We start from the raw sequence: 21,609 nt of genomic DNA, 5'->3' as shown, positions 1-21,609 counted from the left end.
TATTAATACCTCTATTATTAGTATTAATAATAATATTGGATATTAGATCTGTTACTCTATCAGGAGGAATAGAAGGACTTGAATTTTTATTCAAACCAGACTTTGGTAAACTAACAAGAGAAGGGATTTTAGCTGCCTTAGGTCACGCTTTCTTTTCTTTAAGTTTAGGTATGGGTATTATGATAACTTATGGTTCTTATATTCCTAAAGAAGAAAAGTTAGGACCAACTTCGTTAAAAATTAGTATTGCAGATACATTTATAGCATTATTAGCTGGAATAGCTATATTCCCAGCGGTATTTGCATTCAATATTGAACCAGGTAGTGGAGCTGGATTGGTATTTATAACTCTACCCAATGTATTTGGGCAGATGCCTGGAGGATATCTATTTGCTATCATGTTTTTTGGATTATTAGCTCTGGCTGCCTTAACTTCTACTATATCCTTATTAGAGGCTGTAGTAGCCTATGTAATTGAACGATTTAATATGGAAAGGGTAAAGGCGACAGTTTTAACAACAATTGCAATTACATTAGTTGGTATATTAGCCTCCTTATCCAATGGTTCCTTATCAGGCCTTACTATACGGGGATATAATTTCTTTGACTTCTTAGATAATTTAACTGCAGATTTCTTCCTACCTATTTCTGCACTTATAAGTTCTGTATTTGTTGGGTGGAGACTAGATAGGAAGATTGTTGAAAATCAATTAAGCAATAATGGAACTATTCAAGTTAAATATTTGAAAGCTTTAACCTTTTTATTTAAAATAGTATCTCCACTAGCTATATTAATAGTGTTTATTTCTGGAATTATTCAAAGATGGATATTATAGTAAGGCTTCAATAATATATTTTAATTATAAATGGGACAGAGACTTCTGTCCCATTAACCATGATAAGATATTAATTTATTTTACCTGTAAATAATTTTTTCTGATAAAATATTATTATAAGGATACAACAATAAACTTTACAAATGAAAAGACATATATTAAAGGAGGAAAAAAAATTGTATATTGAATCATTCTTAGAATTATTTATACCTTATATTACGGGTTTTTTAGAAACAATAGGTGTAATAATAATTACTGTTGCATCTATAAAAGCCATTATAGGCTTTGTTAAAAGTGGATTTGATTTTGGAAACGAAAACTTGAAGATTGAACTGGCTAAAGCCCTTGCCCTTAGTTTAGAGTTCAAACTTGCAGCGGAGATACTTAAGACAGTAATAATAAGAACCTTAGATGAATTTTTAATATTAGCAGCTATAACCTTTTTAAGGATTATCATAAGCTTTGTAATCCATTGGGAAGTAGACGCTAGAGAAAAGAAAGAGATTACTAGCAAAGAAGCTAATGCTTAATATAAATTCTAGCTCATTAAACGGAGAAAAAATTCTCCGTTTAAAATTTAAATAAAGCAAAAAAATTGAGAAAAGGCAAGAAAAAGAAAGAATATTAAACATAAATGGAGATAGTATATGGTTAACATAATTCTCTGGAATTGAATATTATTAAAGTGGATGATATATTATTAGTTGAAGGTCAAAGTAAGTCAAAGTTTAAGATCAAATGGAGGTTGATAGTATGTTTGGAATTACACCTTTTAGAGGAAGAACAGGAGGTTTATCAAGAAGATGGGGATGGGACTTTGACAGAATATTCGATACCATGCTAGAAGAATTTGATGACATAACATCTTCTTATTATCCAATGAAAGTAGATATAAAGGAAAAAGACAAAGAATATATATTAGAAGCAGAACTACCAGGAGCAAATAAAGATAATATCTGCCTTGAAATTAAAGATGATATTTTAACAATTTCTGTAGAGAGAAAAGAAGAACTAAATGAAGAAAGAGAAAATTATATTAGAAGAGAAAGACGATATGGTTCCTTTAAAAGAAGTTTCTATGTAGATGATGTAGAGCAAGACAAGATAAAAGCTAAATTTGAAAATGGAATTCTTCGAGTAAGATTACCTAAAAAGGAAGGAACTTCCTCAAAGGAAAATAGAATACCTATTGAGTAGACGAAAATAGGCACTTAGGTGCCTATTTTCGTTTGAAAAAAAGCTATAAAGACTATATGGTAAAAGTACAAAGGCGAATCTATCATTTATGAATATTTATTTTATGCTGTAATATTTATACACAAGCTTGTCCAGTAATTGGCTTAATGCTACGATATTTTTATCTGTTAAATTGGAATTTTCATTATTAATTAATTTATGGAGTTGTTCTCTTACTTTTTCAATTTCAGCTTTTAACTCAGCTAAATCAAATTTTTCGATAGAAAAGCACCTCTTTCAACAAAATATTTAGATCCGCCTCCGTACTTATGATAATTCTACTATAAAATGAAGAAAAGGGTAGAAAAAGGAAGTTTATTTATCCAATGAAAGTGAAAGTTTATAGATTGACTTATATTTATAGCTTAATGATACTTTTAACGGAAATAGATGTAATAACTTTGTTATGAAAATATAAAGATTTTGAAAGAAGATTAAATTAGAAAAGAGTCGGAAAAAAATCCGACTCTTTTGCATTATATATGAGTTGTAAATAGATGTATGAAATAGAGATTATTTATATTCTTTTAACAATCTGTCCTTTATATCCCATAAGGGTTTAGACAAATCAACAAAATATTCATGAGGATTTTCAAATCTACGAACTTCATCCCATAAGGTGTTGATTTGCTCTTGACAATAGTTTCTAATTTCATCAATAGGTGGACTTTGGTATACCTGGTTTCCTTTATCAAATAATTGTACTAGCAATTTTTTTGCATAAAAGTTTGTTAAGGTTTTCCTCTTCCAAGTAAATAAAGGATGGAATATTTCATAAGGTTTGGTTTCATCGATTACTTCATCATGTAAAGTGACTACATCCGCAATAGCCTTACCCGATTTTTTATCGAATAGCCTATATAATTGTTTGAAACCAGGAGTAGTGATTTTACCCACATTTTCACTTACCTTTATCTTAGGTATTATTTCTCCATTTCGTTCTACAGCTGTTAGTTTATATACACCACCAAAAACTGGTTCTGATTTAGCAGTAATTAGTCTTTCGCCTACTCCAAAGGAGTCTATTCTTGCACCTTGGTTCAATAGATCCCTTATTACATACTCATCTAAACTACTAGAGGCTACAATAGGACAGTCTTCATATCCAGCTTCATCTAACATTTTTCGTGCTTCCTTAGAAAGATAGGCAATATCACCACTATCCAGTCTAATTCCTTTTGGCCTAAAACCTCTTGGAACTATTTCCTCGTCAAATGTTTTTATGGCATTAGGAACACCGGATTTTAAAACATTGTAGGTATCTACTAATAGGACACAATTATCTGGGTAAACCCTTGCATAAGCTTTAAAGGCTTCTAATTCAGTAGGAAACATTTGAATCCAGCTATGAGCCATAGTACCTAGGGCAGGAATACTAAAATCCCTATCTACAATGGTACATGCAGTACCTACAGCACCACCAATATAGGCAGCTCTTGCACCTAAAATAGCACCTTCATATCCTTGAGCTCTTCTAGATCCAAATTCCATTACTGTACGACCGTCAGCAGCTCTAACTATTCTATTAGCTTTTGTAGCAATAAGGCTTTGATGATTAATAGTTAATAGAACCATAGTCTCAATAATTTGTGCTTGAATTATAGGGCCCCTTACTATTACAATAGGTTCTTTAGGGAATATAGGAGTTCCTTCAGGGATAGCCCATACATCACATTTAAATTCAAAATTTCTTAAGTAATCTAAGAATTCTTCACTAAACATATTTTTTGATCTAAAATATTCGATATCCTCTTCTGAAAATTTAAGACTTTTTAAGTACTCTATGAGTTGTTCCACTCCTGCCATTATAGCAAATCCACCATCGTCAGGTATTGCCCTAAAAAACATATCAAAATATGCAATCCTATCCTTCATACCATTTTCAAAATAACCATTAGCCATAGTGAATTCGTAGAAATCTGCTAACATGGTTAAATTTTTCTTTTCTTTCCAATCAATGTTGGTCATTATAATATCTCCTTTATCTTTAATCGTTTTAAATAGATGTTACAATAATTATATTCTTAAAACAAAGAAATTTCAACAAAAGAGTCAAACAAAATTGGTAGTTAATGGTTTAACAAAAATAGGCGAAAGAACTGCCGATAATATTAGCTCTTCCGCCTGCAGGGTTTTATAATTTTGAAGGGTTTACCTATTTAATAGTTTTTTTCCTCTCTCAGTAATTATAATAGATTTAATATAAGTTTTATTACAAGAACTAGCATAAGGGCAATTGCCACATCCTATATCGCAATTAGTAATACTATTATCATTTTGTCTGATATATCCCATCCTAATTAGTTGAGAAAAGGCATCTTCTATTAAACTTTCACTTTTATTTAATTTTAAAGCTATATTAGATTTAGAGATATAATCAGCATCCTTAATTTCTTTTAACACTTCCCTTAACAAAATACCATCTCCTTAAGTTTAGCTAAAGCCTAAAAGTTTACCAATCTGGAATATTAATACGGCCATTAACCAACCAATTGCAAAAGTATAAACTGCAGTAAATATTGCCCATTTATTTGAATTAGTTTCTTTTTTTATTGTACCTATAGTAGCAGCACAAGGTGTATATAGTAAAGTCATTGCCATAAAGGATACAGCTGTTAAAGGAGTGAAAACTTGTTGGATTGCAGCTACAAGAGCCGTTCCTTCACTTACACCAGCATAGACCATACCTAAAGTTGCAATAACAGCTTCTTTAGCAGCTATTCCCGCAAATAAACCTACAGCAGCCTGCCATGTACCAAATCCAGCAGGTTTAAATATAGGGGCTATAATCATTCCGATCTTTCCCAATATACTATCCTGGCTATAGGGCTCAACTCCAAGAGGAAGTACAGATAGAATCCATAGTATTGTGATTACAGCAAAAATTGTAGTTCCAGCTCTTTTTAAAAATCCTGATACATTATCCCACATATTTCTTAGAACATTTCTAAGGGTAGGTAATCTATAGGGTGGTAATTCCATTATGAAATAGGAAGATTCACCTTTAAATAGGGTCTTACTAAATATTTTTCCCATTAATAATGCCATTGCTATGCCTAAAAAATAGATTAAAAATAAAACTAGTCCTCCGTTATTAGGGAAGAAGGCTGCAATGAATATTAAATAAATTGGAAGCTTTGCTCCACAGGACATAAAGGGATTTATTAAGGTGGCGATCATCCTATCCTTTTTATCCTCCAAAGTTCTAGTAGACATTATTCCAGGAACATTACATCCAAAACCTACTATCATAGATATAAAGGTTTTACCTTGAAGGCCTAAGGCTCTCATAATATTATCCATTACATAAGCAGCTCTAGCCATATAACCACTGTCTTCTAAAAAACCCATTAACATATACAATATTACAATAAGAGGTATAAATTCTAAAACTGCTCCAACTCCTCCAATAAGCCCTTCCGTTACGAAGGATACAATCCAATCAGAAGCATTTATCCTAATAAGAAAACTTTCTATAAATTCTCCTAAAAATTCTATACCACTTGCCATCAATCCTCCAAATAAATCTTCTCCAACAGTAAATGTTAGTTGGAATACTATAAACATAATAATACCAAATATAGGTAACCCTAGATACTTATGGGTTAGTATCTTATCTATTTTATCCGTTAGCGTCTCATTAGGAGATTCAGGTGTTTTTACCGTAACATTAGTTATACTACTGATAAATTCATATCTTTTATCTATGATTTCCAACTCATAATCTTCTCTATTTTGTTTAAATCTATGGATTGTATTTATAAGGTCAGTAGAAGAATTTAAATCTTCATTACTTCTAATAAGTTCATGGACATATTCATCACCCTCAAGAAGTTTAATAGCGATCCATTGGGTAGGATATTCTAAGTTTTTATCACTCAAAAAATCTTTCAATTTTTCTACTTCTTTATCAATATTATCTCCATAGCTAATATGTGCTTTATAATCCGTATCATCATCCATTAATTCAATACATTTCCTAACAAGTTCATCTATTCCTTTCCTTTTAGAAGCCACAGTAGGAACTACAGGGGTACCTAATTTCTTTGAAAGAGCTTCAATGTCAACGTCAATATTTCTTGCTTTGGCCTCATCTATCATATTTAAGGCTACAACTACCTTAGCTCCCATTTCCAGTAGTTGAGTAGTTAAGTATAGATTTCTTTCAATATTGGTGGAATCTACCACATTAATGACAATATTAGGATTGCCCTTTAAAATAAAATCTCTTGCCACTATTTCATCTTCAGAAAAGGCACCTAGACTATAGGTTCCAGGTAAGTCAACTATATTATATGTTTTTTCATTAAACTTCAAATTGCCTTCTTTTTTTTCAACAGTAACACCAGGCCAATTTCCTACATGTTGATTAGATCCTGTTAGGGCATTAAACAAGGTAGTTTTACCACTATTAGGATTACCAACTAAAGCTATAGTACTCAATTAAAATCTCCCCCTTAATAAGAATGATAGTCATTATCGATGAAAGGCTAAAAAGGATTCGCTTTCATTCATTTACCATAATTTTTTCTGCTAAGCCTCTACCTATAGCAATTTTATTGCCTGATAGAGAAAGGATTATAGGGCCTGTATCATTTTTAATAACTTGAAACTTAGCACCAGTATTTAAACCCATTTCATATAGTCTCTTGGTAGCATTCCATCCAGCATATATTTTTTCAACCTTTCCATTATCTCCAGGATTTAGCTGGATTAAAGATGTACTTGCCATGGCTGTTCTCCTTTCTACTTTTACGTAAATGATAATCGCTATCAATATAATAATATAATTTTGATAGAATTGCAATAGTTTAGGGTAATATTATTTTCTGAGGAAAAAATATATCTTATGGGAATAGAAAATTCTAACAAAGTCTATTTACAAAAATGAATAATTGGTATATACTAAAAATAGGCACCCCTGGGGAGGGGTGGTAACGAAAGGAGGAGTTGATTAAATTATGAATAAAAAAGTTACTATAGATGTTTTGGGTATGACCTGTGCAGCCTGTTCATCAAGGGTAGAAAAGGCTATTGGTAAACAGGAAGGTGTTATAGCTTCTTCAGTAAATTTACTTTCACAAAAAGCCACTATTGAATTTGATATGGATAAAATAAATGTAGATCAATTAATTAAAACCATAGAAAAAACAGGCTATGAAGTGCCTTTAGTCAAAAAAACTTTGCTAATAGAAGGCATGACCTGTGCAGCATGTTCTTCTAGAGTAGAAAAGGTTTTAAATAAATTGGAGGGAGTAGTAAAGGCCAATGTTAACCTATCTACTAATAAGGCTATTGTAGAATTTCCTTCCGGAGCTATAGAGGATGAAATTCTTATTAAGACAGTTGAAAAAGCCGGTTATAAGGCTGAAATAGAAAAAGAAGTAGATAGAGATAGGGAAAAAGAGTTAAGAGAAAAAGAGATAAAATCTCTTAAGACTTCTTTCATTCTATCAGCGATCCTGAGCTTGCCTCTTTTTTCAGCTATGTTTTTCCATATGGCAGGAAAAGAGAACATCCTTACAAATGGATATTTTCAACTATTATTAGCAACTCCTGTTCAATTTATTATTGGATATAGATTCTATAAAGGAGCCTTCAACTCATTAAGAGGCGGGGGAGCCAATATGGATGTATTAGTTTCTATGGGTACTTCTGCAGCTTACTTTTATAGTCTATATAATGTAATAACCGGAGTACATGAATACTATTTTGAGGCATCAGCAGTAATCATCACATTAATATTATTAGGTAAAACCTTTGAAGCAGTAGCTAAAGGTAAGACTTCAGAAGCAATAAAGAAATTGATGGGATTGCAACCAAAGACAGCTCGAGTTATTAGAGATGGTGTAGAGAAGGATATACCAATAGAAAAGGTAAATATAGGTGATATTATAGTAGTAAGACCAGGAGAGAGGATTCCAGTAGATGGAGTTATTACTGAAGGTCATTCTTCCATAGATGAATCTATGATAACTGGAGAAAGCATTCCCGTAGATAAAACTGTAGGAGATGAAATAATAGGGGCAACTATCAATAAATTTGGCTCTTTTAAATTTGAAGCTACAAAAATAGGAAAGGATACAGTCCTATCACAAATAATTAAATTGGTAGAAGATGCTCAAGGGTCCAAAGCCCCAGTACAACGATTAGCAGATAAGATTTCTGGTATTTTTGTTCCTGTAGTAGTAGTTATAGCAGCCATAACCTTTATAGGTTTCTATTTAATCCAAGGAAGTTTCAATACAGGCCTTATTAACGCAGTAGCAGTTTTAGTAATTGCATGCCCCTGTGCCCTAGGTTTAGCTACACCTACTGCCATAATGGTAGGCACAGGAAAAGGTGCTGAAAATGGAATACTTATTAAATCAGGAGAGCATTTAGAAAGAACCCATAAGATGGAGACTATAGTATTTGATAAAACAGGTACCATTACAAAAGGAGAACCAGAAGTTACTGATATATTAACATATAGCTCCATAGACAGAGATGAACTTTTAAGAATAGCTGCTACAGTTGAAAAAAGTTCTGAACACCCTTTAGGTCAAGCTATTGTAAAAAAAGGGGAAGAAGAATTACTAATGCTAACAGAACCTGAAACCTTTATGGCCATACCAGGGAAAGGTCTAAAGGCTAACTTAGAAGGAAAGGTAATTTATATAGGTAATAGAAAGCTAATGTTAGAGTTTGGCATTGATATTGAACAGGCAGAAGTAGAACTTACTAGGTTGGAACAAGAAGGCAAAACTGCTATGATAATAGGAATAGATGGAAGGCTTTCAGGTATAATAGCTGTAGCAGATCAAGTTAAGGAAAGCTCTAGAAAAGCAATAGAAGAATTAAAAGACATGGGATTAGAAGTATATATGATTACTGGAGATAATGAAAGAACTGCTAAAGCTATAGCTAAAAGAGTTGGAATAGATAATGTTCTAGCAGAGGTATTGCCAGAAAATAAAGCTGAGGTAGTAGAGGATATAAAAGCAAAGGGAAAACATGTAGGCATGGTAGGAGATGGAATTAATGATGCTCCAGCTTTAGCGGCAGCAGATGTAGGATTTGCCATAGGAACTGGAACAGATGTAGCTATGGAAGCAGCAGATATTACCCTTATGAGGGGAGATTTAATGGGTATAGTTACAACAATTAGACTTAGTCATAGAACTATGAGGACTATTAAACAAAATTTGTTTTGGGCCTTTTTCTATAATTCAATAGGTATCCCCTTTGCAGCTTTAGGATTTTTAAATCCGATGATAGCAGGGGCAGCTATGGCATTTAGTTCAGTATCTGTAGTTACTAACTCATTGAGACTTAGAAGTTTTAAATAATAAACAAGGGAGATGAATAATAATGAAAAAAATCATGTTAGTAGAAGGTATGTCATGTAACCACTGTGTAATGGCAGTTACCAATGCATTGAAGGAAGTAGAAGGAGTATCTAATGTAGATGTAAATTTAGATACTAAGAAGGTAGAGGTTTCAGGAAATGACTTAGTAGAGGAAGTTCTAAGAGACGCAGTAGAAGAGGCAGGTTATGATGTTGTAGAAATTAAATAAATAGTAGGTGATCTTATGAATGAAGGAAAAAAGAAGGCAGCTATGAAATTGAAAACCGTGAGGGGCCAAATCGACGGAATAATCAAGATGATAGAGGAAGATAGATATTGTGTAGATGTATCTACGCAGATTTTATCTTCCATAGCCCTGCTAAAGAAAGCCAATATAGACGTATTAAACTCTCATATTAGGTCTTGTGTAAAGGATGCTATATTAGAAGGAGAAGAAGAAGGAGAAGAAAAGATAGAAGAAATAATTACTATCATAGATAAATATATAAAATAATAATCGATAAAAATTCTTTTTACAGATTTATTGACAAAATAATAACTATACGTTGCAATTTCGTTGTAAAAATAGAATACTAGGTGTGTTACCGATAAAGTTTGTCAGGCATTAACCAAGAGGGGCTCTATTGGGAGCCTTTTCTTGGTTTTTCTATAGAAAGGATGAGACAAGGGATGGATGTAAATAATCCATTTATTAATGAAATTAAACTTCTATATCCTGAAGAATATAAGATAAGTCTTGAAGCCAGTAATATTATAAATAAGACTTTATAGGGAGGTTGGGAAATGAGGGGGATATTATAGTAATAGTATCAAACTCAGGAAGAAATGCTGTACCAGTAGAAATGGCAATGCTAGCTAAGGAAAAAGGAATATATGTAATAGCTTTAACTTCCTTAAAACATTCACAAAGCGTAGAATCAAGACATGAAAGTGGCAAAAGATTATTTGAATTAGCAGATTTAGTAATAGATATGGTCTATCTCCAGAAGACCATCAAAGCTACAGGTATTTTATGGAGGATACTTTATTTAAACATATAAATATTGAAAAACAAAATACCTATGTGCCAGATGGATTAGTTAAGAATCCTAATGAATATGGTAAAATATATGATAAAATGATAGAAGAACAAGGTGGCATAGATATTCAAATATTAGGCATAGGGAGAAATGGACATATAGCTTTTAATGAACCAGATGAGGAGTTAGTACTTTCTACCCATTTAACAGATTTAACTAAAGATACTATAGAGGCTAATTCAAGATTTTTTGATTCTATAGACAAGGTCCCTACAAAAGCAATAACCATGGGATTAGGAACAATAATGAAGGCAAAAAAGATAATCCTTATGGCAAATGGAAAGAATAAGGCAGAAGTAATGGGAGAATTACTTAAAGGAGATAAAGTCACCACTAGACTTCCAGCATCCTTATTATTATTACATCCAGATGTAACAGTAATAATGGATAAAGAAGCAGCAGAGTTATACAAAAAAACTTTATAGAAACAGAGGTGTATATAATGAAGACATTAATTAAAAATACAAATATTATTACTCCTTATGAAATAAAAAAAGGTAGTAGTTTAGTCATTGAAGATGGTAAGATTGCCGATATATTTAATGGAGAAATATACAATGAAGAATCTTATGATAAAATCATAGATGGAGAAGGTAAATATTTATCTCCAGGGTTTATAGATCTTCATAACCATGGAAATTTTGGTCACGATGCTATGGAAGGAACCTATGAAGCATTAGATATTATAGCGGATTTCCACATTAAAAAAGGTGTAACATCCTTTTTAGCCACAACTATGACAGAAGAAGCGGATAAAATAAAAAAAGCTGTGAAAAATATTGGAGAATATGTTAATGATGGTGAAAATAATAGGGATGTAAAAGCTCAGGTCTTAGGAGTATATTTAGAAGGGCCCTATTTTTCTATGGAGAAAAAAGGAGCCCAACCACCCCAATATATAAAGAATCCAGATTTAGAGGAAATAAAAAACTTAATAGAACTTTCTAAAAACACTATTAAGATAGTAGCTTTAGCACCTGAAATAGAAGGAGCTAAAGAAGCAATAAAATATTTAAAAGAAAAAGGCATAACCATATCAGCAGGCCATACCAATGGGACCTTTGATGAAGCTAAGTCAGGTATAGATTTAGGCATAACACAAGCAACTCATCTTTACAACGGAATGAGGGCTTATTCCCATAGGGAACCAGGCGTAATAGGAGCAGTATTGACAGACGAAAGAGTAGCCTGTGAAATGATATGTGATGGTATCCACCTACATGTAGGAGCTATGGATTTAGCGGTGAAAATGAAAGGTAAAGATGGCATTATATTAATATCCGATGCCATGATGGCCACAGGCTTAGAAGATGGCAAATATGAACTTGGGGGACAGGATGTATATGTAAAAGAAGGGGCAGCAAGATTAGAAGATGGAACCCTAGCAGGTTCAACCCTTACTTTAAATAAAGCTGTATATAATATGGTCCATATGGTCAACATTCCCCTTGAAGATGCAGTAAGAATGGCAAGTTTAAATCCTGCTAGAGCAATTGGAGTGGATAATAAGAAAGGAAGTATTGAAATAGGAAAAGATGCAGATTTAATCATTTTTGATGATGATTTAAATATACTAAAGGCTATGGTTAAAGGGAAGGTAAGAAATTTTAAATAGAAATATAAGAAAAGCTTGTATCAAATCGTTATTAGGAAAACTTTAGGGAAAGTTCTTTTTATTTAATATTTTATAAATAGAACTTTCCTATTTTTTATAAAAGCAAACCCTTTTTATGATTTAACACAAAAAGGGTTTGCCTAATATAGTAGAAAATTCATTTCACTAGATAAGGAAGGATTAGCTTAGTTATATCTTTTATCAAGGATATTTCTCTATTTGAGCAGCGGGTTAAAATAGAAAGCAATTCTTGTAAATCATCGGATGGATTATAACTATTATATGGAGTTTCTAGCACTGAAAAGTTCTTTTCAATTTCTGATTTTTCAGTATGTAAATTTGAGCCATTAAGAAGATAGTCAACGGACACATGAAGAGCATTAGCAATATTAACTAAAGTTTCAACACTCATCTTCCTATCTCCTCTTTCGATTTGGCCTATGTAATAAGATGATAATCCAACGATTTCTGCAAATTTCTCTCTCGTTAAATCCAGTTTTTCTCTTTCCAATCTTACTCTTGAACCTATCTCTTTAAAATTTAATTTTTCTTTATTACCCATTATGTCACTCCCTTATGTTAACTTTAATATTTTATCCTCTATATCTAAATTGGCATATGGCATAAAAAAATATTTGCCAAATAGCATAAAAAATATTATGCTATTAAATAAGGACAATTAGTTTTGAATTAGATCTTAGGGGGGAGCAATTTGATTTTCAGGATTAATAGATTAAGAAATCTATTAGATGAACAATTAAATGCTAAGGAGAAGAATTGGGAGGAAATAGAGAAATTAAGTAAAGAATTGGATTCCCTATTGTTGGAGTATTGGAAGATGGAAGGGTATGAACAAGGAGAAAATAGGCCTAATAAAAAGAAACTAGTATAAGGACTAGTTTCTTTTTATAATGAATAGGGAAAGGTCTTCTTAATTAGGACTAATTAAGAAGACCTTTCCCTATATTCCAATATATCACCAGGTTGACATTCTAACTCTCTACAAATTGCTTCTAAAGTAGAAAACCTTATGGCTTTGGCCTTGTTGTTTTTTAATATAGATAGATTAGCATTGGTGATACCTACTCTTTCTGCCAATTCCATTAAAGACATCTTTCTTTTTGCCATCATAATATCTAAATTTACAATAATAGCCATATTATACACCCCTATATAGTTAAGTCATTTTCATCTTTTATCTCAATAGCTAGTTTAAATACCTCACCTAGAACCAAGGCTAAACATCCAAGTATTATATAGATTAAAATATCTGCATGAATGTTAAAATTGGATATACCTACTAGCAAGAAACCCTTTTGCGAAGGCAGTTTATTAATACTTTGAATTAATCCGAATAAGAAAATGGATTTGGAAATATGGTTGAATCTTTTTACATTTTTATAATCAAAGGGTTTTTTATCTTCTATTGTTAAGATGATTTTTTTTAAGGAATACAGAATATATAAGATTGCTCCTCCCAGTATAAGCCTAAGAATAGTGTGAAGTACTAAAACACTTTCTGCTTTGTTGGATCCTTTATATGATTCAATAGAGGAAAATAATACTAAAATAAGTATTAACCAAAAAGATATATCTATAGAAATTTTTAAAACCTTTATTATATTCTTTTTACTTTTCATTTTACCCCCTCCTTTTTTATCTATACTTTAAATATATTCTAAAAATTACCGTAAGTCAATAATAAATTATCGAAAAACAATAAAAATCTATAAATAAATTCATAGGGCAAAACCATAATAATTAATATGATGTTGATTTTTTACATAAAAAGGATTATAATAATAACGAAGGTCAGACAAGGTCAGAAATTATTTTAGAGGTGGTAGTTTATGCAGTATAAAGATTATTACAAAATTTTAGGAGTAGATAAAAATGCAAGTACAGATGAAATAAAGAAAGCTTATAGAAAATTAGCTAAAAAGTACCATCCTGATTTAAATCAGGGCAATAAAGAAGCTCAAGAAAAGTTTAAAGATATAAACGAAGCTTATGAAGTATTGGGAGATGAAAATAAAAGGAAAAAATATGATACTTTTGGCACCGGTTATAATTTCAGTCATGGCCAAAATTTCGACCCTTCCCAATTTGGATTTCAAAATTTCGGCAATGGAAGATACACTTACTCTACAAGGGGTGCTGGTAGAGGTTTTAGTGATTTCTTTAATATGTTTTTTGGAGGTCATAATTTTGGAGAAGATATATTTGGCAGCAAACCTAATCCCCAGAAATATGAATCTGAAATCTATATAACCATAGCGGAAGGATATAAGGGTACAAATAAGACTTTATCCTTTAGAATTGGAAATGATACTAAATCCTTGTCGATAAAAGTACCTAAAGGAATATTGCCCGGGAAAAAAATAAAGATTAAAGGGGAAAAAGCAGGAATAGATGGAGAGATATATATAAAAGTAAAATTTCTTAAAGATGAAAGTTTAAGACTAGAAGGTCTAGATATATATAAGAAGATAGATTTATACCCTTGGGATGCAGCTTTTGGGACTACAGTAGTAGTAGAAACCTTAGAGGATAAAATCAAGGTAAAGGTTCCAGAAAATATGGAAGGAGGCAAAAAAATAAGAATACCTAAAAAAGGTTATAGAGATATGAAGGGAAATATAGGGGATTTATATGTAGAAATCAATATAGTCAATCCACCTAGATTAACGGAGGATCAAAGAAAACTCTATGAGCAATTGAGGAAAAGTCAGGCCAAGGGACAAGGAGCAAAGGGAAATTAAAAAATAATTGTGAATCCTGCATTTTGAACTGTGAATTATCATAGCTTTCCTGACCTTATTATTGAAATCAATAGCAATAATCCAGCTAATCCTGCCCCTAAATATCCAAGAATTCCTATAGAAGAAATGCCGTATATTTTTAAACCTACATTGGCATTTATAACTAAAGAAGAGCTTACCAATAATCCTGCAACAATTATGGCAAATATAAGCCTGTTTACCATTCGGTTTATTTCATTGAAGTTTTCCTCCATATCTTTAAGTTCCAGATTCAGTTTCAGCCTTCCTTCTAGTCCTGCATTGATAATATCTAAAACTTTAGTGGACAATTGGAAGGTTGACTTAATTGAAGAATACAAAAAAGCTGCCATTTGAGTTAAATCAAAGTTTTCAAACTTCTCTCTTATCATTTTATCTTTAAAATATGGGATAGCTATTTCCATTAAAGTCAAATCCTTATCTATTTTTGCCAATACTGCTTGAAGGGTCATCATTCCTTTAACTAAGAGGGTAATATTATGGGGCATATTTATGTTGTTTTTTCTGCAGACCACCATAACTTCTTCTAATATTTGGGGAATATCATAATCATGGATAGCTTCATCTATATAAGTACTATATAATATTTCTATATCCTTATATAGTCGGTTTAAATCTAGAGGACCTTTTTTTATACCGATTTTCAAAATAGATTTAGTCATTAATTCAATATCCCTTGTGGTAACTCCCTCTAAAAAATCATTTAATTTTTTTCTCAAACCCAAACTTAAATTGCCCATTAAGCCAAAATCTATATAGCTAATAGTATTTTTATAGATCAATATATTTCCGGGGTGGGGATCAGCATGAAAAAATCCATCCTCAAAAACCTGCTTAAAATAATTATAAGTTATTTTAGTGGCTATATCATGGATATCGTAACCTACTTCTTTTAATTTATCTATATTATCAATTTTTATTCCAGATATATAATCCATTACTAAAACTTTAGAAGTACAATATTCTTCGTAGACTTTAGGAACTGTCACAAACTTCACATTTGTATTATTTTCAGCAAACTTAACTATATTTTTCATCTCTTCAATAAAATTTAATTCCTTTTCAGCAGCATTACTAAGTTCATCTACCACCTTTTTCATGTCTACTATTTCACCTGTAGCAGTAAAATTGATAAAAGGAGATAGCTTTTTTAATATTTGAATATCCGATAACATTTTTTCCTTTACAAAAGGTCTTTGAACTTTTACTACAACTTTTTCCCCCGTCTTCAATCTGGCTAAATATACTTCTGATAAGGAGGCAGAAGCAATAGGAGTTTTTTTAAAGTCTATAAACAATTCGTCAATAGAACCCTTTAATTCAAATTCAATAACTTCCTTCATAATAGAAAATTCTTCAGGGCTCACATCATCCTGCAATTTTTGGAATTCATTTATATATTCTATTGGGAGTATATCCGGCCTGGTAGATAATATCTGGCCAATTTTAACGAAGGAAGGTCCTAGCTCTTCCAGTGCCAATCTTAGTTCCTTTGGATCTCCTATTCCATTTTTGAAACCATGTTTTAGAGCTACAGACATAATCTCTTTAAATCTCTTTTTAGTATAGTTATTATCCATATTAAGAAACCATCTTGTATGCTCAAGATGGTCTATCCCCCCATATTAAATATTTTTCTCTAATTCATCTATTCTTTTATTTATATTATCTATATCTTCTTTAGTTGCTAAATTTAAACCATCTAAATAGGTTTTAATATTCATTTCAATATTTGCTATATTTTGGGCATTTGGATCATTATCTTTTACTACCCTTTTAAGCTCTTCATTTAATTGCTTTCCTTGATCTACAGTAATTTTGCCTTTCTCCACTAAATCTTTTACAAGTTCATTGGCTTTTTCATAGGTTAAGGCTAAAGTACCTATACCAGCAAAAAATACTTTTTTAAAAACATCTTCCATTTTCAACCCTCCTTTCATATTATGTAAGAATGTCTAAAAGCAAACCTCTAATATCATCTAATCTTCTTAATATTTTTATCCTATTATTTTCTATACTTAGAAAATCCTTGGTCAATTCATCTAATTCATTATCGACTTTCTTTACTAAAGAATATACCCTATGGCGGCCTCTTCTATCCAAAGAATTTTCTTTATAAAAAACATGGGAATTGTTTACGGTCACATCTAAAAATTCTTTTACTAATTTTTTATATTGAACTAAATCTTCGATAAATAATTTGTCTCTAAGTTTTTCAGATTGAACTTCTATCTTATCGTATAAAATCTTTAGTTGGTCTCGAATATGCTCTTGCTCTACTTCCATTAACTTATTCTTAAAGGTTTTATGGATTTCCTTCTTATTAGTAGGTCTTATTTTATCAATTTGTTGGATATTATTTATACCAACCTTTTCTATCCTTGCCATAAGTTCACTCTCCCTTACTATTCTATTATATACTATCGGCAATATATATGAAAATATAATATTTACTTAAAGATTACTAAAACTTTTGTCGATATAGTAAATGAAATCACTATATGAGGATGGTTAAATGGAAGCTATAAATTTAAGTTCGAAAGAAAATATAATAAATGCTTATGGTTTAAAGCCTACTCTTTTTTATGATGTAGAAGGTATTATAGTAGATAAAAAGGGCAAAGACATAAAAATTGAGAAAACTGTTGAAGACAAAAAAATAATATATTCATTGCGACTGAAAGAAGAAATCAAGCAGGCAGTAGGGAAAAAAGTTTCAATAGATAAAGAAAATATATTATCCATGAAGGTAGATGAAAAAGAGGAAGAAAAGATTAATTCTATAAATTTTAAGGAAATAATAAAGAGAATAGGATTAGAGGATACAGAGGAAACTAAAAAAGGGATAGAGTATCTAGTCGATAATGAGATCCCAGTAACCAAAGAAAACTTAGAGACCTTTTTCATGTCTAAAAAATGTTTAGAGGAAATAATAGAAAATATTGACTTTGATTCTTGCATCAAATTGATAGATAAAGGTATAGATTTAAAAGAGGACTCTCTACAAAAAATTGCAGAAAATTTAATTGAAATAAAGAATGAAAAAAGAGGGATATCCTTTAAAGAGCTAATAGGCCTTGATAGAAAACTAAGTTATAAAGAAGCAGAAATCATAGCAGAAGAGATATATGGAAGGAAAATGGGGAAGGATGTTTATGATAGTATTATAGCCTTACATAATGAAAAAATTCCAATAAATAGAGAAAATATCCATAAGGTTATGGAAGTAATAGACAAGCTCTATGATCTAAAAGATTATAATGACGAAACCTTTGTAAAATTTTTCAAAGAGGATTTACCTTTTAATATTGAAAGTCTATATAAATACAAACACTCCTATAACAGTAAAAACATAGATAAAAATACTATATCCCCTTTATATGAGCAATTTACTATAGAAAAAGAGGATTCGTTAGAATATATATTAAGGATATTGAAAGATTTAAATTTAGAGGCAAAGGGAGAAAACATACAAATAATAAGAGAGTTCCTATTAAATGGAGTAGAGGTAACATTGGATAATTATCAAAAATTATCGAATATGAAATCCAATTTAAAAGAGTTAATTAATATTTTAGATGAAGAAAGAGTAGCTTTATTAATAGAAGAAGGAATAGATTTATTGAAAGAGGAAATATCCGTTTTATTAGATAAGGCTAAGGATAAAACAGATATGGAACAAAAGGTGGATTTAGAAAAATCTTTTAATCTATTAAAGGAAATAGAGAACCTAAAAAACATTACAGATAGGGAACTGATCCAACTGATTAAAGATGAAGAAGATTTTAAAATAGAGAATTTGAAGGAGATAATATCTACAACCACTAATTTAGATCAAGGATTAAATGGAAAAACTGTAGAAAAAGCCAGAACTATTACAAATATATTCAATACATTAGGAGAACTGGATTCTAACACCATAGCTTTTGCTTCCAAAAGATTTAATACTATAACATTAAACAATCTATATGATTCTTATTTAGAATTAAATACAAAAAATGAGATTATAGTAGAACCAATAGCTAAAGCAGAAGAAAGTTTGATTAGACAGGAATATTTAAATGCTAAATCCAATACTACATTAAACTTGATAAAGATGAGTGTCAAAGAAGGGGTAGCCCTAGAGCATATGCCTATGGAAGAGTTAAACCAATATATAGATAAAAAGGTAAACAGATATAGGGAAACTCAAAGATTAGTCAATGAAATAAAATACCTTAAGGGGAAGGAGAATTCCTTAATACCTATAATAATGAAAAATCATCTAAATATGTCTATAAATCAGTTGAACAATATAGATTCCATTTTAAATAATGGAAAAGGTATAGGTAATATATTTAATAATCTTTTGATCAATAAGAGTAAATATAGTGAAGAATTAAAAGGGAAAATTGAAATACTAGAAAATAAAATAAAGGAGTTTTCAAATTCTCTCAAAAAAGGGAAAGAGGAAGTTAAGGAAAACCTTAAAGAAACTATAAGTGTTTTTGAAGATTTAAGTAATTCTTCTAATTTTAATGATAAAGGAAGGGAAGACAATTTAAAAGAAATGGAAGACTATTTAAATCTCCAATATCAAATATATAAAGACGATTTAGTCCTTCAATTACCAGTTATTACAGAGGAAGGATACAATAACATTAATTTAATAATCCCTAATATAAAAAAAGGAATCCAAAAAAACAATATGGTATTTTATCTTAATATGAATATGAAAAACCTAGGACAGATAAAACTTAACTTAGAAGTAAAAGATGAAGAGATATATGTAGAGTTTAACACAGCTAATATTGAGTTAATTAAGGGAAATGAAAACATGCTTAAAGAAAGACTAGAGAAAATTGGTTATGTTTTAGAAAAATTCAAACCAAATAATATTCTTTAGGTGAGAACATGAAAATACGGTTAATTTCAAAAAAACAATTGAAAAAGGCTTATGAAAAAAAGAAGATTGAAAACAAAATAGACATAAAAGAAGAATTTGCCATAGAAAATATTGAAAAGGTTCCTAAAGAATTATTCCAAATTCTTGGAGAAACCTTATCCTTTATAGAAAATGTAAATAAAATGGAGGGAGAAAAAAATGAGGATAAATAATAATATACCAGCATTAAATACTCATAGGATGTTAGGAATAACCAATAATAGCTTGGAAAAGACTTTAGAAAGACTATCATCAGGAAAAAGGATTAATAAGGCTTCAGATGATGCAGCAGGGTTAGCCATATCACAGAAAATGGAGGCACAGGTAAGAGGTCTTAGACAAGCCTCAAGAAACTCCTTAGATGGCATATCCTTACTCCAAACAGCAGAAGGAGCATTAAACGAAGTCCATGCCATGCTACAAAGGATGAGAGAGCTGGCGGTACAAGGAGCTAATGGAATATATGAAGAAGATGATTTAAAAGCCATAGCCAATGAATTAAAGGAATTAACGGAACAGATAGACAAGATAGGTAAGGAAACTACTTTTAATGGGATATATTTGTTGAAGGGAGAATTAGGAACTAAACAAGTAGGTGGTTCAGGTGGGACATCTGGAACAACGGAACCTATCACAGAATTAAGGCTTCAAATAGGAGCTAATGAAGATCAATATATCGATATTGATATGTCTAGTATAAATGTAACCGTTACAGATGAGGTTGGATCTGGGGCTAAAGGGTTAAAGATTACCAATGAAATAATAAAGGCAACAAAAAGTGGCGATAATATCATTGGCTTTGAAGTTAATAGTGGATTAGATTCAGAAAAGTTTAGTAACGCAATTTCCATTTATGATGATGCAGTAAAAAGAGTAGCCTCTCATCGTTCCCAACTAGGAGCCTATCAAAATAGACTAGAACACACTATAAGAAATGTAGACAATACAGCAGAAAACCTAACGGCAGCCAAGTCAAGAATAGAAGACGCAGATATGGCTCTTGAGATGAGCGAATTCGTCAAATTGAATATATTACAACAAGCAGGTGTGGCTATGCTTTCTCAAGCTAACCAACTGCCTCAAACAATGCTCCAATTATTACAATAGGAGATGATATAGATGAGGGATACTCAAGAATTAAAAAAGAGGATTTCTACCACTAACGAAGCTGGCCTAGTAGCCATACTATTTGAAAGGCTAATAGAGAACTCTAAGAGTTGTGTCTCTGCCATAAAAGATGAGAACTACGATATAATAAAAGAGTTAAACAATAACTCTAGGGCTATATTAACGGAATTAACAGTTCAATTCAGTGGAAATGATGAAATATCTTCAACTTTACGTGAAATTAATATTTACATCAACAGGACCATAACAGAAGGAGAAATAAAAAAGGATTCATCCCTATTTGAAACCAATATAAAAATACTAACACCTATATTAGAAGGCTTCAAAGAACTAGAAATAAAAGAAAAACCAAAAGCAGTAACAGGCCTTACATATGGGAAAAATAATTTAGATGAATATACCTTAGGAAAAAATAGAAGTTTTCAAGGATAAAAAAGCTGTGGAATTTTCCACAGCTATTTTTCTATGTAACCGTGCACCCAGCTTCGTCGTTATACCCCAGGCGTTACCTAAACAGTTAACTCAGAACAGGCACCCCTACGGCACACGAAAGTGTCTACTTACCGCTGCTTCCTCCCGGACCTGACGGGGTTCATAGATTTTCGTTGCGCAGGACCCATTCGTCAACGCCACTTATT

The 21,609-nt window shown here is 31.2% G+C and carries 26 protein-coding genes, 1 other RNA gene and 1 pseudogene; 16 read left to right on the top strand and 12 right to left on the bottom strand.

Features of this window, described 5'->3' with window-relative positions:
* The 3 genes from C3E89_RS07235 to C3E89_RS07225 all read left to right on the top strand — a co-directional run.
* A partial coding sequence (locus tag C3E89_RS07235) for a sodium-dependent transporter (protein ID WP_236911783.1) occupies window positions 1-836 on the top strand: 836 nt, incomplete at its 5' end.
* Window positions 837-1,012: 176 nt separating this feature from the next.
* On the top strand, window positions 1,013-1,366 hold the full coding sequence (locus tag C3E89_RS07230; protein ID WP_236911782.1) for a DUF1622 domain-containing protein: 354 nt from the start codon (window positions 1,013-1,015) through the stop codon (window positions 1,364-1,366).
* A 223-nt stretch (window positions 1,367-1,589) separates the two neighbouring features.
* Window positions 1,590-2,033 carry an Hsp20/alpha crystallin family protein gene (locus tag C3E89_RS07225; RefSeq protein ID WP_236911781.1) on the top strand — a complete coding sequence of 148 codons (444 nt, stop codon included), beginning with the start codon at window positions 1,590-1,592 and terminating at the stop codon, window positions 2,031-2,033.
* A 96-nt stretch (window positions 2,034-2,129) separates the two neighbouring features.
* On the opposite strand, the gene C3E89_RS13515 is transcribed toward C3E89_RS07225, so the two are convergent.
* The 5 genes from C3E89_RS13515 to C3E89_RS07205 form a co-directional block, all read right to left on the bottom strand.
* Window positions 2,130-2,258 (bottom strand): aspartyl-phosphate phosphatase Spo0E family protein, encoded by a 129-nt coding sequence (locus C3E89_RS13515; RefSeq protein ID WP_442870609.1) that lies wholly within the window; start codon window positions 2,256-2,258, stop codon window positions 2,130-2,132.
* Window positions 2,259-2,585: 327 nt separating this feature from the next.
* Window positions 2,586-4,040 carry a nicotinate phosphoribosyltransferase gene (locus C3E89_RS07220; RefSeq protein WP_236911780.1) on the bottom strand — a complete coding sequence of 485 codons (1,455 nt, stop codon included), beginning with the start codon at window positions 4,038-4,040 and terminating at the stop codon, window positions 2,586-2,588.
* A 183-nt stretch (window positions 4,041-4,223) separates the two neighbouring features.
* A complete protein-coding gene (locus C3E89_RS07215; RefSeq protein WP_236911779.1) occupies window positions 4,224-4,487 on the bottom strand; it encodes a FeoC-like transcriptional regulator in 264 nt (87 codons plus the stop codon).
* Between the two features lie 18 nt (window positions 4,488-4,505).
* Window positions 4,506-6,515: a ferrous iron transport protein B gene (gene feoB / locus C3E89_RS07210; RefSeq protein WP_236911778.1), complete on the bottom strand. Its 2,010-nt coding sequence runs from the start codon at window positions 6,513-6,515 to the stop codon at window positions 4,506-4,508.
* 64 nt (window positions 6,516-6,579) lie between these two features.
* Entirely contained in the window at window positions 6,580-6,804 is a 225-nt protein-coding gene (locus tag C3E89_RS07205) for a FeoA family protein (protein ID WP_236911777.1), read from the bottom strand.
* 229 nt (window positions 6,805-7,033) lie between these two features.
* On the opposite strand from C3E89_RS07205, the gene C3E89_RS07200 reads away from it, so the two are divergent.
* From C3E89_RS07200 to nagA, 7 genes and pseudogenes are all read left to right on the top strand, one after another.
* Complete coding sequence (locus tag C3E89_RS07200) at window positions 7,034-9,403, top strand: heavy metal translocating P-type ATPase (protein WP_236911776.1); 2,370 nt, start codon at window positions 7,034-7,036, stop codon at window positions 9,401-9,403.
* A gap of 22 nt (window positions 9,404-9,425) precedes the next feature.
* A complete protein-coding gene (locus tag C3E89_RS07195) occupies window positions 9,426-9,632 on the top strand; it encodes a heavy-metal-associated domain-containing protein (protein ID WP_236911775.1) in 207 nt (68 codons plus the stop codon).
* A 15-nt stretch (window positions 9,633-9,647) separates the two neighbouring features.
* On the top strand, window positions 9,648-9,917 hold the full coding sequence (locus C3E89_RS07190; protein WP_236911774.1) for a metal-sensing transcriptional repressor: 270 nt from the start codon (window positions 9,648-9,650) through the stop codon (window positions 9,915-9,917).
* 101 nt (window positions 9,918-10,018) lie between these two features.
* The gene (locus C3E89_RS13315) at window positions 10,019-10,195 is read left to right on the top strand and encodes a PRD domain-containing protein (RefSeq protein WP_272876586.1); all 177 of its coding nucleotides are present in this window, start codon (window positions 10,019-10,021) and stop codon (window positions 10,193-10,195) included.
* Window positions 10,196-10,200: 5 nt separating this feature from the next.
* Window positions 10,201-10,464, top strand: a complete 264-nt coding sequence (locus C3E89_RS07180; protein WP_236911772.1) for an SIS domain-containing protein — start codon at window positions 10,201-10,203, stop codon at window positions 10,462-10,464.
* Window positions 10,398-10,928: pseudogene (locus C3E89_RS07175) on the top strand (glucosamine-6-phosphate deaminase); the annotation flags it as partial. The gene C3E89_RS07180 and the pseudogene C3E89_RS07175, both read left to right, overlap by 67 nt.
* Window positions 10,929-10,945: 17 nt before the next feature.
* On the top strand, window positions 10,946-12,118 hold the full coding sequence (gene nagA, locus C3E89_RS07170; RefSeq protein ID WP_236911771.1) for an N-acetylglucosamine-6-phosphate deacetylase: 1,173 nt from the start codon (window positions 10,946-10,948) through the stop codon (window positions 12,116-12,118).
* A 157-nt stretch (window positions 12,119-12,275) separates the two neighbouring features.
* On the opposite strand, the gene C3E89_RS07165 is transcribed toward nagA, so the two are convergent.
* Window positions 12,276-12,680, bottom strand: coding sequence for a helix-turn-helix domain-containing protein (locus C3E89_RS07165; RefSeq protein ID WP_236911770.1), 405 nt, complete (start codon window positions 12,678-12,680; stop codon window positions 12,276-12,278).
* Between the two features lie 150 nt (window positions 12,681-12,830).
* On the opposite strand from C3E89_RS07165, the gene C3E89_RS07160 reads away from it, so the two are divergent.
* Window positions 12,831-13,010 carry a hypothetical protein gene (locus C3E89_RS07160; protein ID WP_236911769.1) on the top strand — a complete coding sequence of 60 codons (180 nt, stop codon included), beginning with the start codon at window positions 12,831-12,833 and terminating at the stop codon, window positions 13,008-13,010.
* A 53-nt stretch (window positions 13,011-13,063) separates the two neighbouring features.
* Here C3E89_RS07160 and C3E89_RS07155 read toward each other — a convergent pair whose 3' ends face one another.
* Together C3E89_RS07155 and C3E89_RS07150 are read right to left on the bottom strand one after the other, a co-directional pair.
* Window positions 13,064-13,276 carry a helix-turn-helix domain-containing protein gene (locus C3E89_RS07155; protein ID WP_236911768.1) on the bottom strand — a complete coding sequence of 71 codons (213 nt, stop codon included), beginning with the start codon at window positions 13,274-13,276 and terminating at the stop codon, window positions 13,064-13,066.
* A gap of 11 nt (window positions 13,277-13,287) precedes the next feature.
* Window positions 13,288-13,758 carry a DUF2975 domain-containing protein gene (locus tag C3E89_RS07150; protein ID WP_236911767.1) on the bottom strand — a complete coding sequence of 157 codons (471 nt, stop codon included), beginning with the start codon at window positions 13,756-13,758 and terminating at the stop codon, window positions 13,288-13,290.
* Window positions 13,759-13,968: 210 nt separating this feature from the next.
* Between C3E89_RS07150 and C3E89_RS07145 the strand changes: the two genes are divergently transcribed.
* Window positions 13,969-14,880: a J domain-containing protein gene (locus tag C3E89_RS07145; protein WP_236911766.1), complete on the top strand. Its 912-nt coding sequence runs from the start codon at window positions 13,969-13,971 to the stop codon at window positions 14,878-14,880.
* A gap of 38 nt (window positions 14,881-14,918) precedes the next feature.
* On the opposite strand, the gene C3E89_RS07140 is transcribed toward C3E89_RS07145, so the two are convergent.
* The 3 genes from C3E89_RS07140 to C3E89_RS07130 are packed head-to-tail and all read right to left on the bottom strand — an operon-like array spanning window position 14,919 to window position 17,307.
* The gene (locus C3E89_RS07140; protein ID WP_236911765.1) at window positions 14,919-16,499 is read right to left on the bottom strand and encodes an ABC1 kinase family protein; all 1,581 of its coding nucleotides are present in this window, start codon (window positions 16,497-16,499) and stop codon (window positions 14,919-14,921) included.
* A gap of 45 nt (window positions 16,500-16,544) precedes the next feature.
* Window positions 16,545-16,841, bottom strand: coding sequence for a phasin family protein (locus C3E89_RS07135; protein ID WP_236911764.1), 297 nt, complete (start codon window positions 16,839-16,841; stop codon window positions 16,545-16,547).
* Window positions 16,842-16,860: 19 nt separating this feature from the next.
* The gene (locus C3E89_RS07130; RefSeq protein ID WP_236911763.1) at window positions 16,861-17,307 is read right to left on the bottom strand and encodes a YaaR family protein; all 447 of its coding nucleotides are present in this window, start codon (window positions 17,305-17,307) and stop codon (window positions 16,861-16,863) included.
* A gap of 127 nt (window positions 17,308-17,434) precedes the next feature.
* Between C3E89_RS07130 and C3E89_RS07125 the strand changes: the two genes are divergently transcribed.
* From C3E89_RS07125 to C3E89_RS07110, 4 genes are read left to right on the top strand one after another with little or no spacing between them, the layout of a single operon-like run.
* Window positions 17,435-19,804: a DUF6240 domain-containing protein gene (locus C3E89_RS07125; RefSeq protein ID WP_236911762.1), complete on the top strand. Its 2,370-nt coding sequence runs from the start codon at window positions 17,435-17,437 to the stop codon at window positions 19,802-19,804.
* 8 nt (window positions 19,805-19,812) lie between these two features.
* Window positions 19,813-20,016: a hypothetical protein gene (locus C3E89_RS07120; protein ID WP_236911761.1), complete on the top strand. Its 204-nt coding sequence runs from the start codon at window positions 19,813-19,815 to the stop codon at window positions 20,014-20,016.
* The gene (locus tag C3E89_RS07115) at window positions 20,003-20,950 is read left to right on the top strand and encodes a flagellin N-terminal helical domain-containing protein (protein ID WP_236911760.1); all 948 of its coding nucleotides are present in this window, start codon (window positions 20,003-20,005) and stop codon (window positions 20,948-20,950) included. Before C3E89_RS07120 ends, C3E89_RS07115 begins: the two co-directional genes overlap by 14 nt.
* A gap of 12 nt (window positions 20,951-20,962) precedes the next feature.
* Complete coding sequence (locus tag C3E89_RS07110; RefSeq protein WP_236911759.1) at window positions 20,963-21,403, top strand: flagellar protein FliS; 441 nt, start codon at window positions 20,963-20,965, stop codon at window positions 21,401-21,403.
* An 80-nt stretch (window positions 21,404-21,483) separates the two neighbouring features.
* Here the strand turns inward: C3E89_RS07110 and ffs are convergent.
* An RNA gene (ffs, locus tag C3E89_RS07105) (signal recognition particle sRNA large type) lies at window positions 21,484-21,609 on the bottom strand.

Origin of the sequence: Clostridium sp. Cult1, assembly GCF_021655095.1 — a bacterium.
Lineage (GTDB): Bacteria > Bacillota > Clostridia > Tissierellales > Tepidimicrobiaceae > Schnuerera.
This window is presented reverse-complemented; position numbering and strand designations above follow the sequence as displayed.

What these genes read in the sequence shown, in the direction of transcription:
- C3E89_RS07225 (WP_236911781.1), top strand. Translation starts at nt 1,590, where the DNA reads ATGTTTGGAATTACACCTTTTAGAGGAAGAACAGGAGGTTTATCAAGA.
- C3E89_RS07220 (WP_236911780.1), bottom strand. Translation starts at nt 4,040, where the DNA reads ATGACCAACATTGATTGGAAAGAAAAGAAAAATTTAACCATGTTAGCA.
- C3E89_RS07205 (WP_236911777.1), bottom strand. Translation starts at nt 6,804, where the DNA reads ATGGCAAGTACATCTTTAATCCAGCTAAATCCTGGAGATAATGGAAAG.
- C3E89_RS07200 (WP_236911776.1), top strand. Translation starts at nt 7,034, where the DNA reads ATGAATAAAAAAGTTACTATAGATGTTTTGGGTATGACCTGTGCAGCC.
- C3E89_RS07195 (WP_236911775.1), top strand. Translation starts at nt 9,426, where the DNA reads ATGAAAAAAATCATGTTAGTAGAAGGTATGTCATGTAACCACTGTGTA.
- C3E89_RS07190 (WP_236911774.1), top strand. Translation starts at nt 9,648, where the DNA reads ATGAATGAAGGAAAAAAGAAGGCAGCTATGAAATTGAAAACCGTGAGG.
- nagA (WP_236911771.1), top strand. Translation starts at nt 10,946, where the DNA reads ATGAAGACATTAATTAAAAATACAAATATTATTACTCCTTATGAAATA.
- C3E89_RS07165 (WP_236911770.1), bottom strand. Translation starts at nt 12,680, where the DNA reads ATGGGTAATAAAGAAAAATTAAATTTTAAAGAGATAGGTTCAAGAGTA.
- C3E89_RS07155 (WP_236911768.1), bottom strand. Translation starts at nt 13,276, where the DNA reads ATGGCTATTATTGTAAATTTAGATATTATGATGGCAAAAAGAAAGATG.
- C3E89_RS07150 (WP_236911767.1), bottom strand. Translation starts at nt 13,758, where the DNA reads ATGAAAAGTAAAAAGAATATAATAAAGGTTTTAAAAATTTCTATAGAT.
- C3E89_RS07145 (WP_236911766.1), top strand. Translation starts at nt 13,969, where the DNA reads ATGCAGTATAAAGATTATTACAAAATTTTAGGAGTAGATAAAAATGCA.
- C3E89_RS07140 (WP_236911765.1), bottom strand. Translation starts at nt 16,499, where the DNA reads ATGGATAATAACTATACTAAAAAGAGATTTAAAGAGATTATGTCTGTA.
- C3E89_RS07135 (WP_236911764.1), bottom strand. Translation starts at nt 16,841, where the DNA reads ATGGAAGATGTTTTTAAAAAAGTATTTTTTGCTGGTATAGGTACTTTA.
- C3E89_RS07130 (WP_236911763.1), bottom strand. Translation starts at nt 17,307, where the DNA reads ATGGCAAGGATAGAAAAGGTTGGTATAAATAATATCCAACAAATTGAT.
- C3E89_RS07125 (WP_236911762.1), top strand. Translation starts at nt 17,435, where the DNA reads ATGGAAGCTATAAATTTAAGTTCGAAAGAAAATATAATAAATGCTTAT.
- C3E89_RS07120 (WP_236911761.1), top strand. Translation starts at nt 19,813, where the DNA reads ATGAAAATACGGTTAATTTCAAAAAAACAATTGAAAAAGGCTTATGAA.
- C3E89_RS07115 (WP_236911760.1), top strand. Translation starts at nt 20,003, where the DNA reads ATGAGGATAAATAATAATATACCAGCATTAAATACTCATAGGATGTTA.
- C3E89_RS07110 (WP_236911759.1), top strand. Translation starts at nt 20,963, where the DNA reads ATGAGGGATACTCAAGAATTAAAAAAGAGGATTTCTACCACTAACGAA.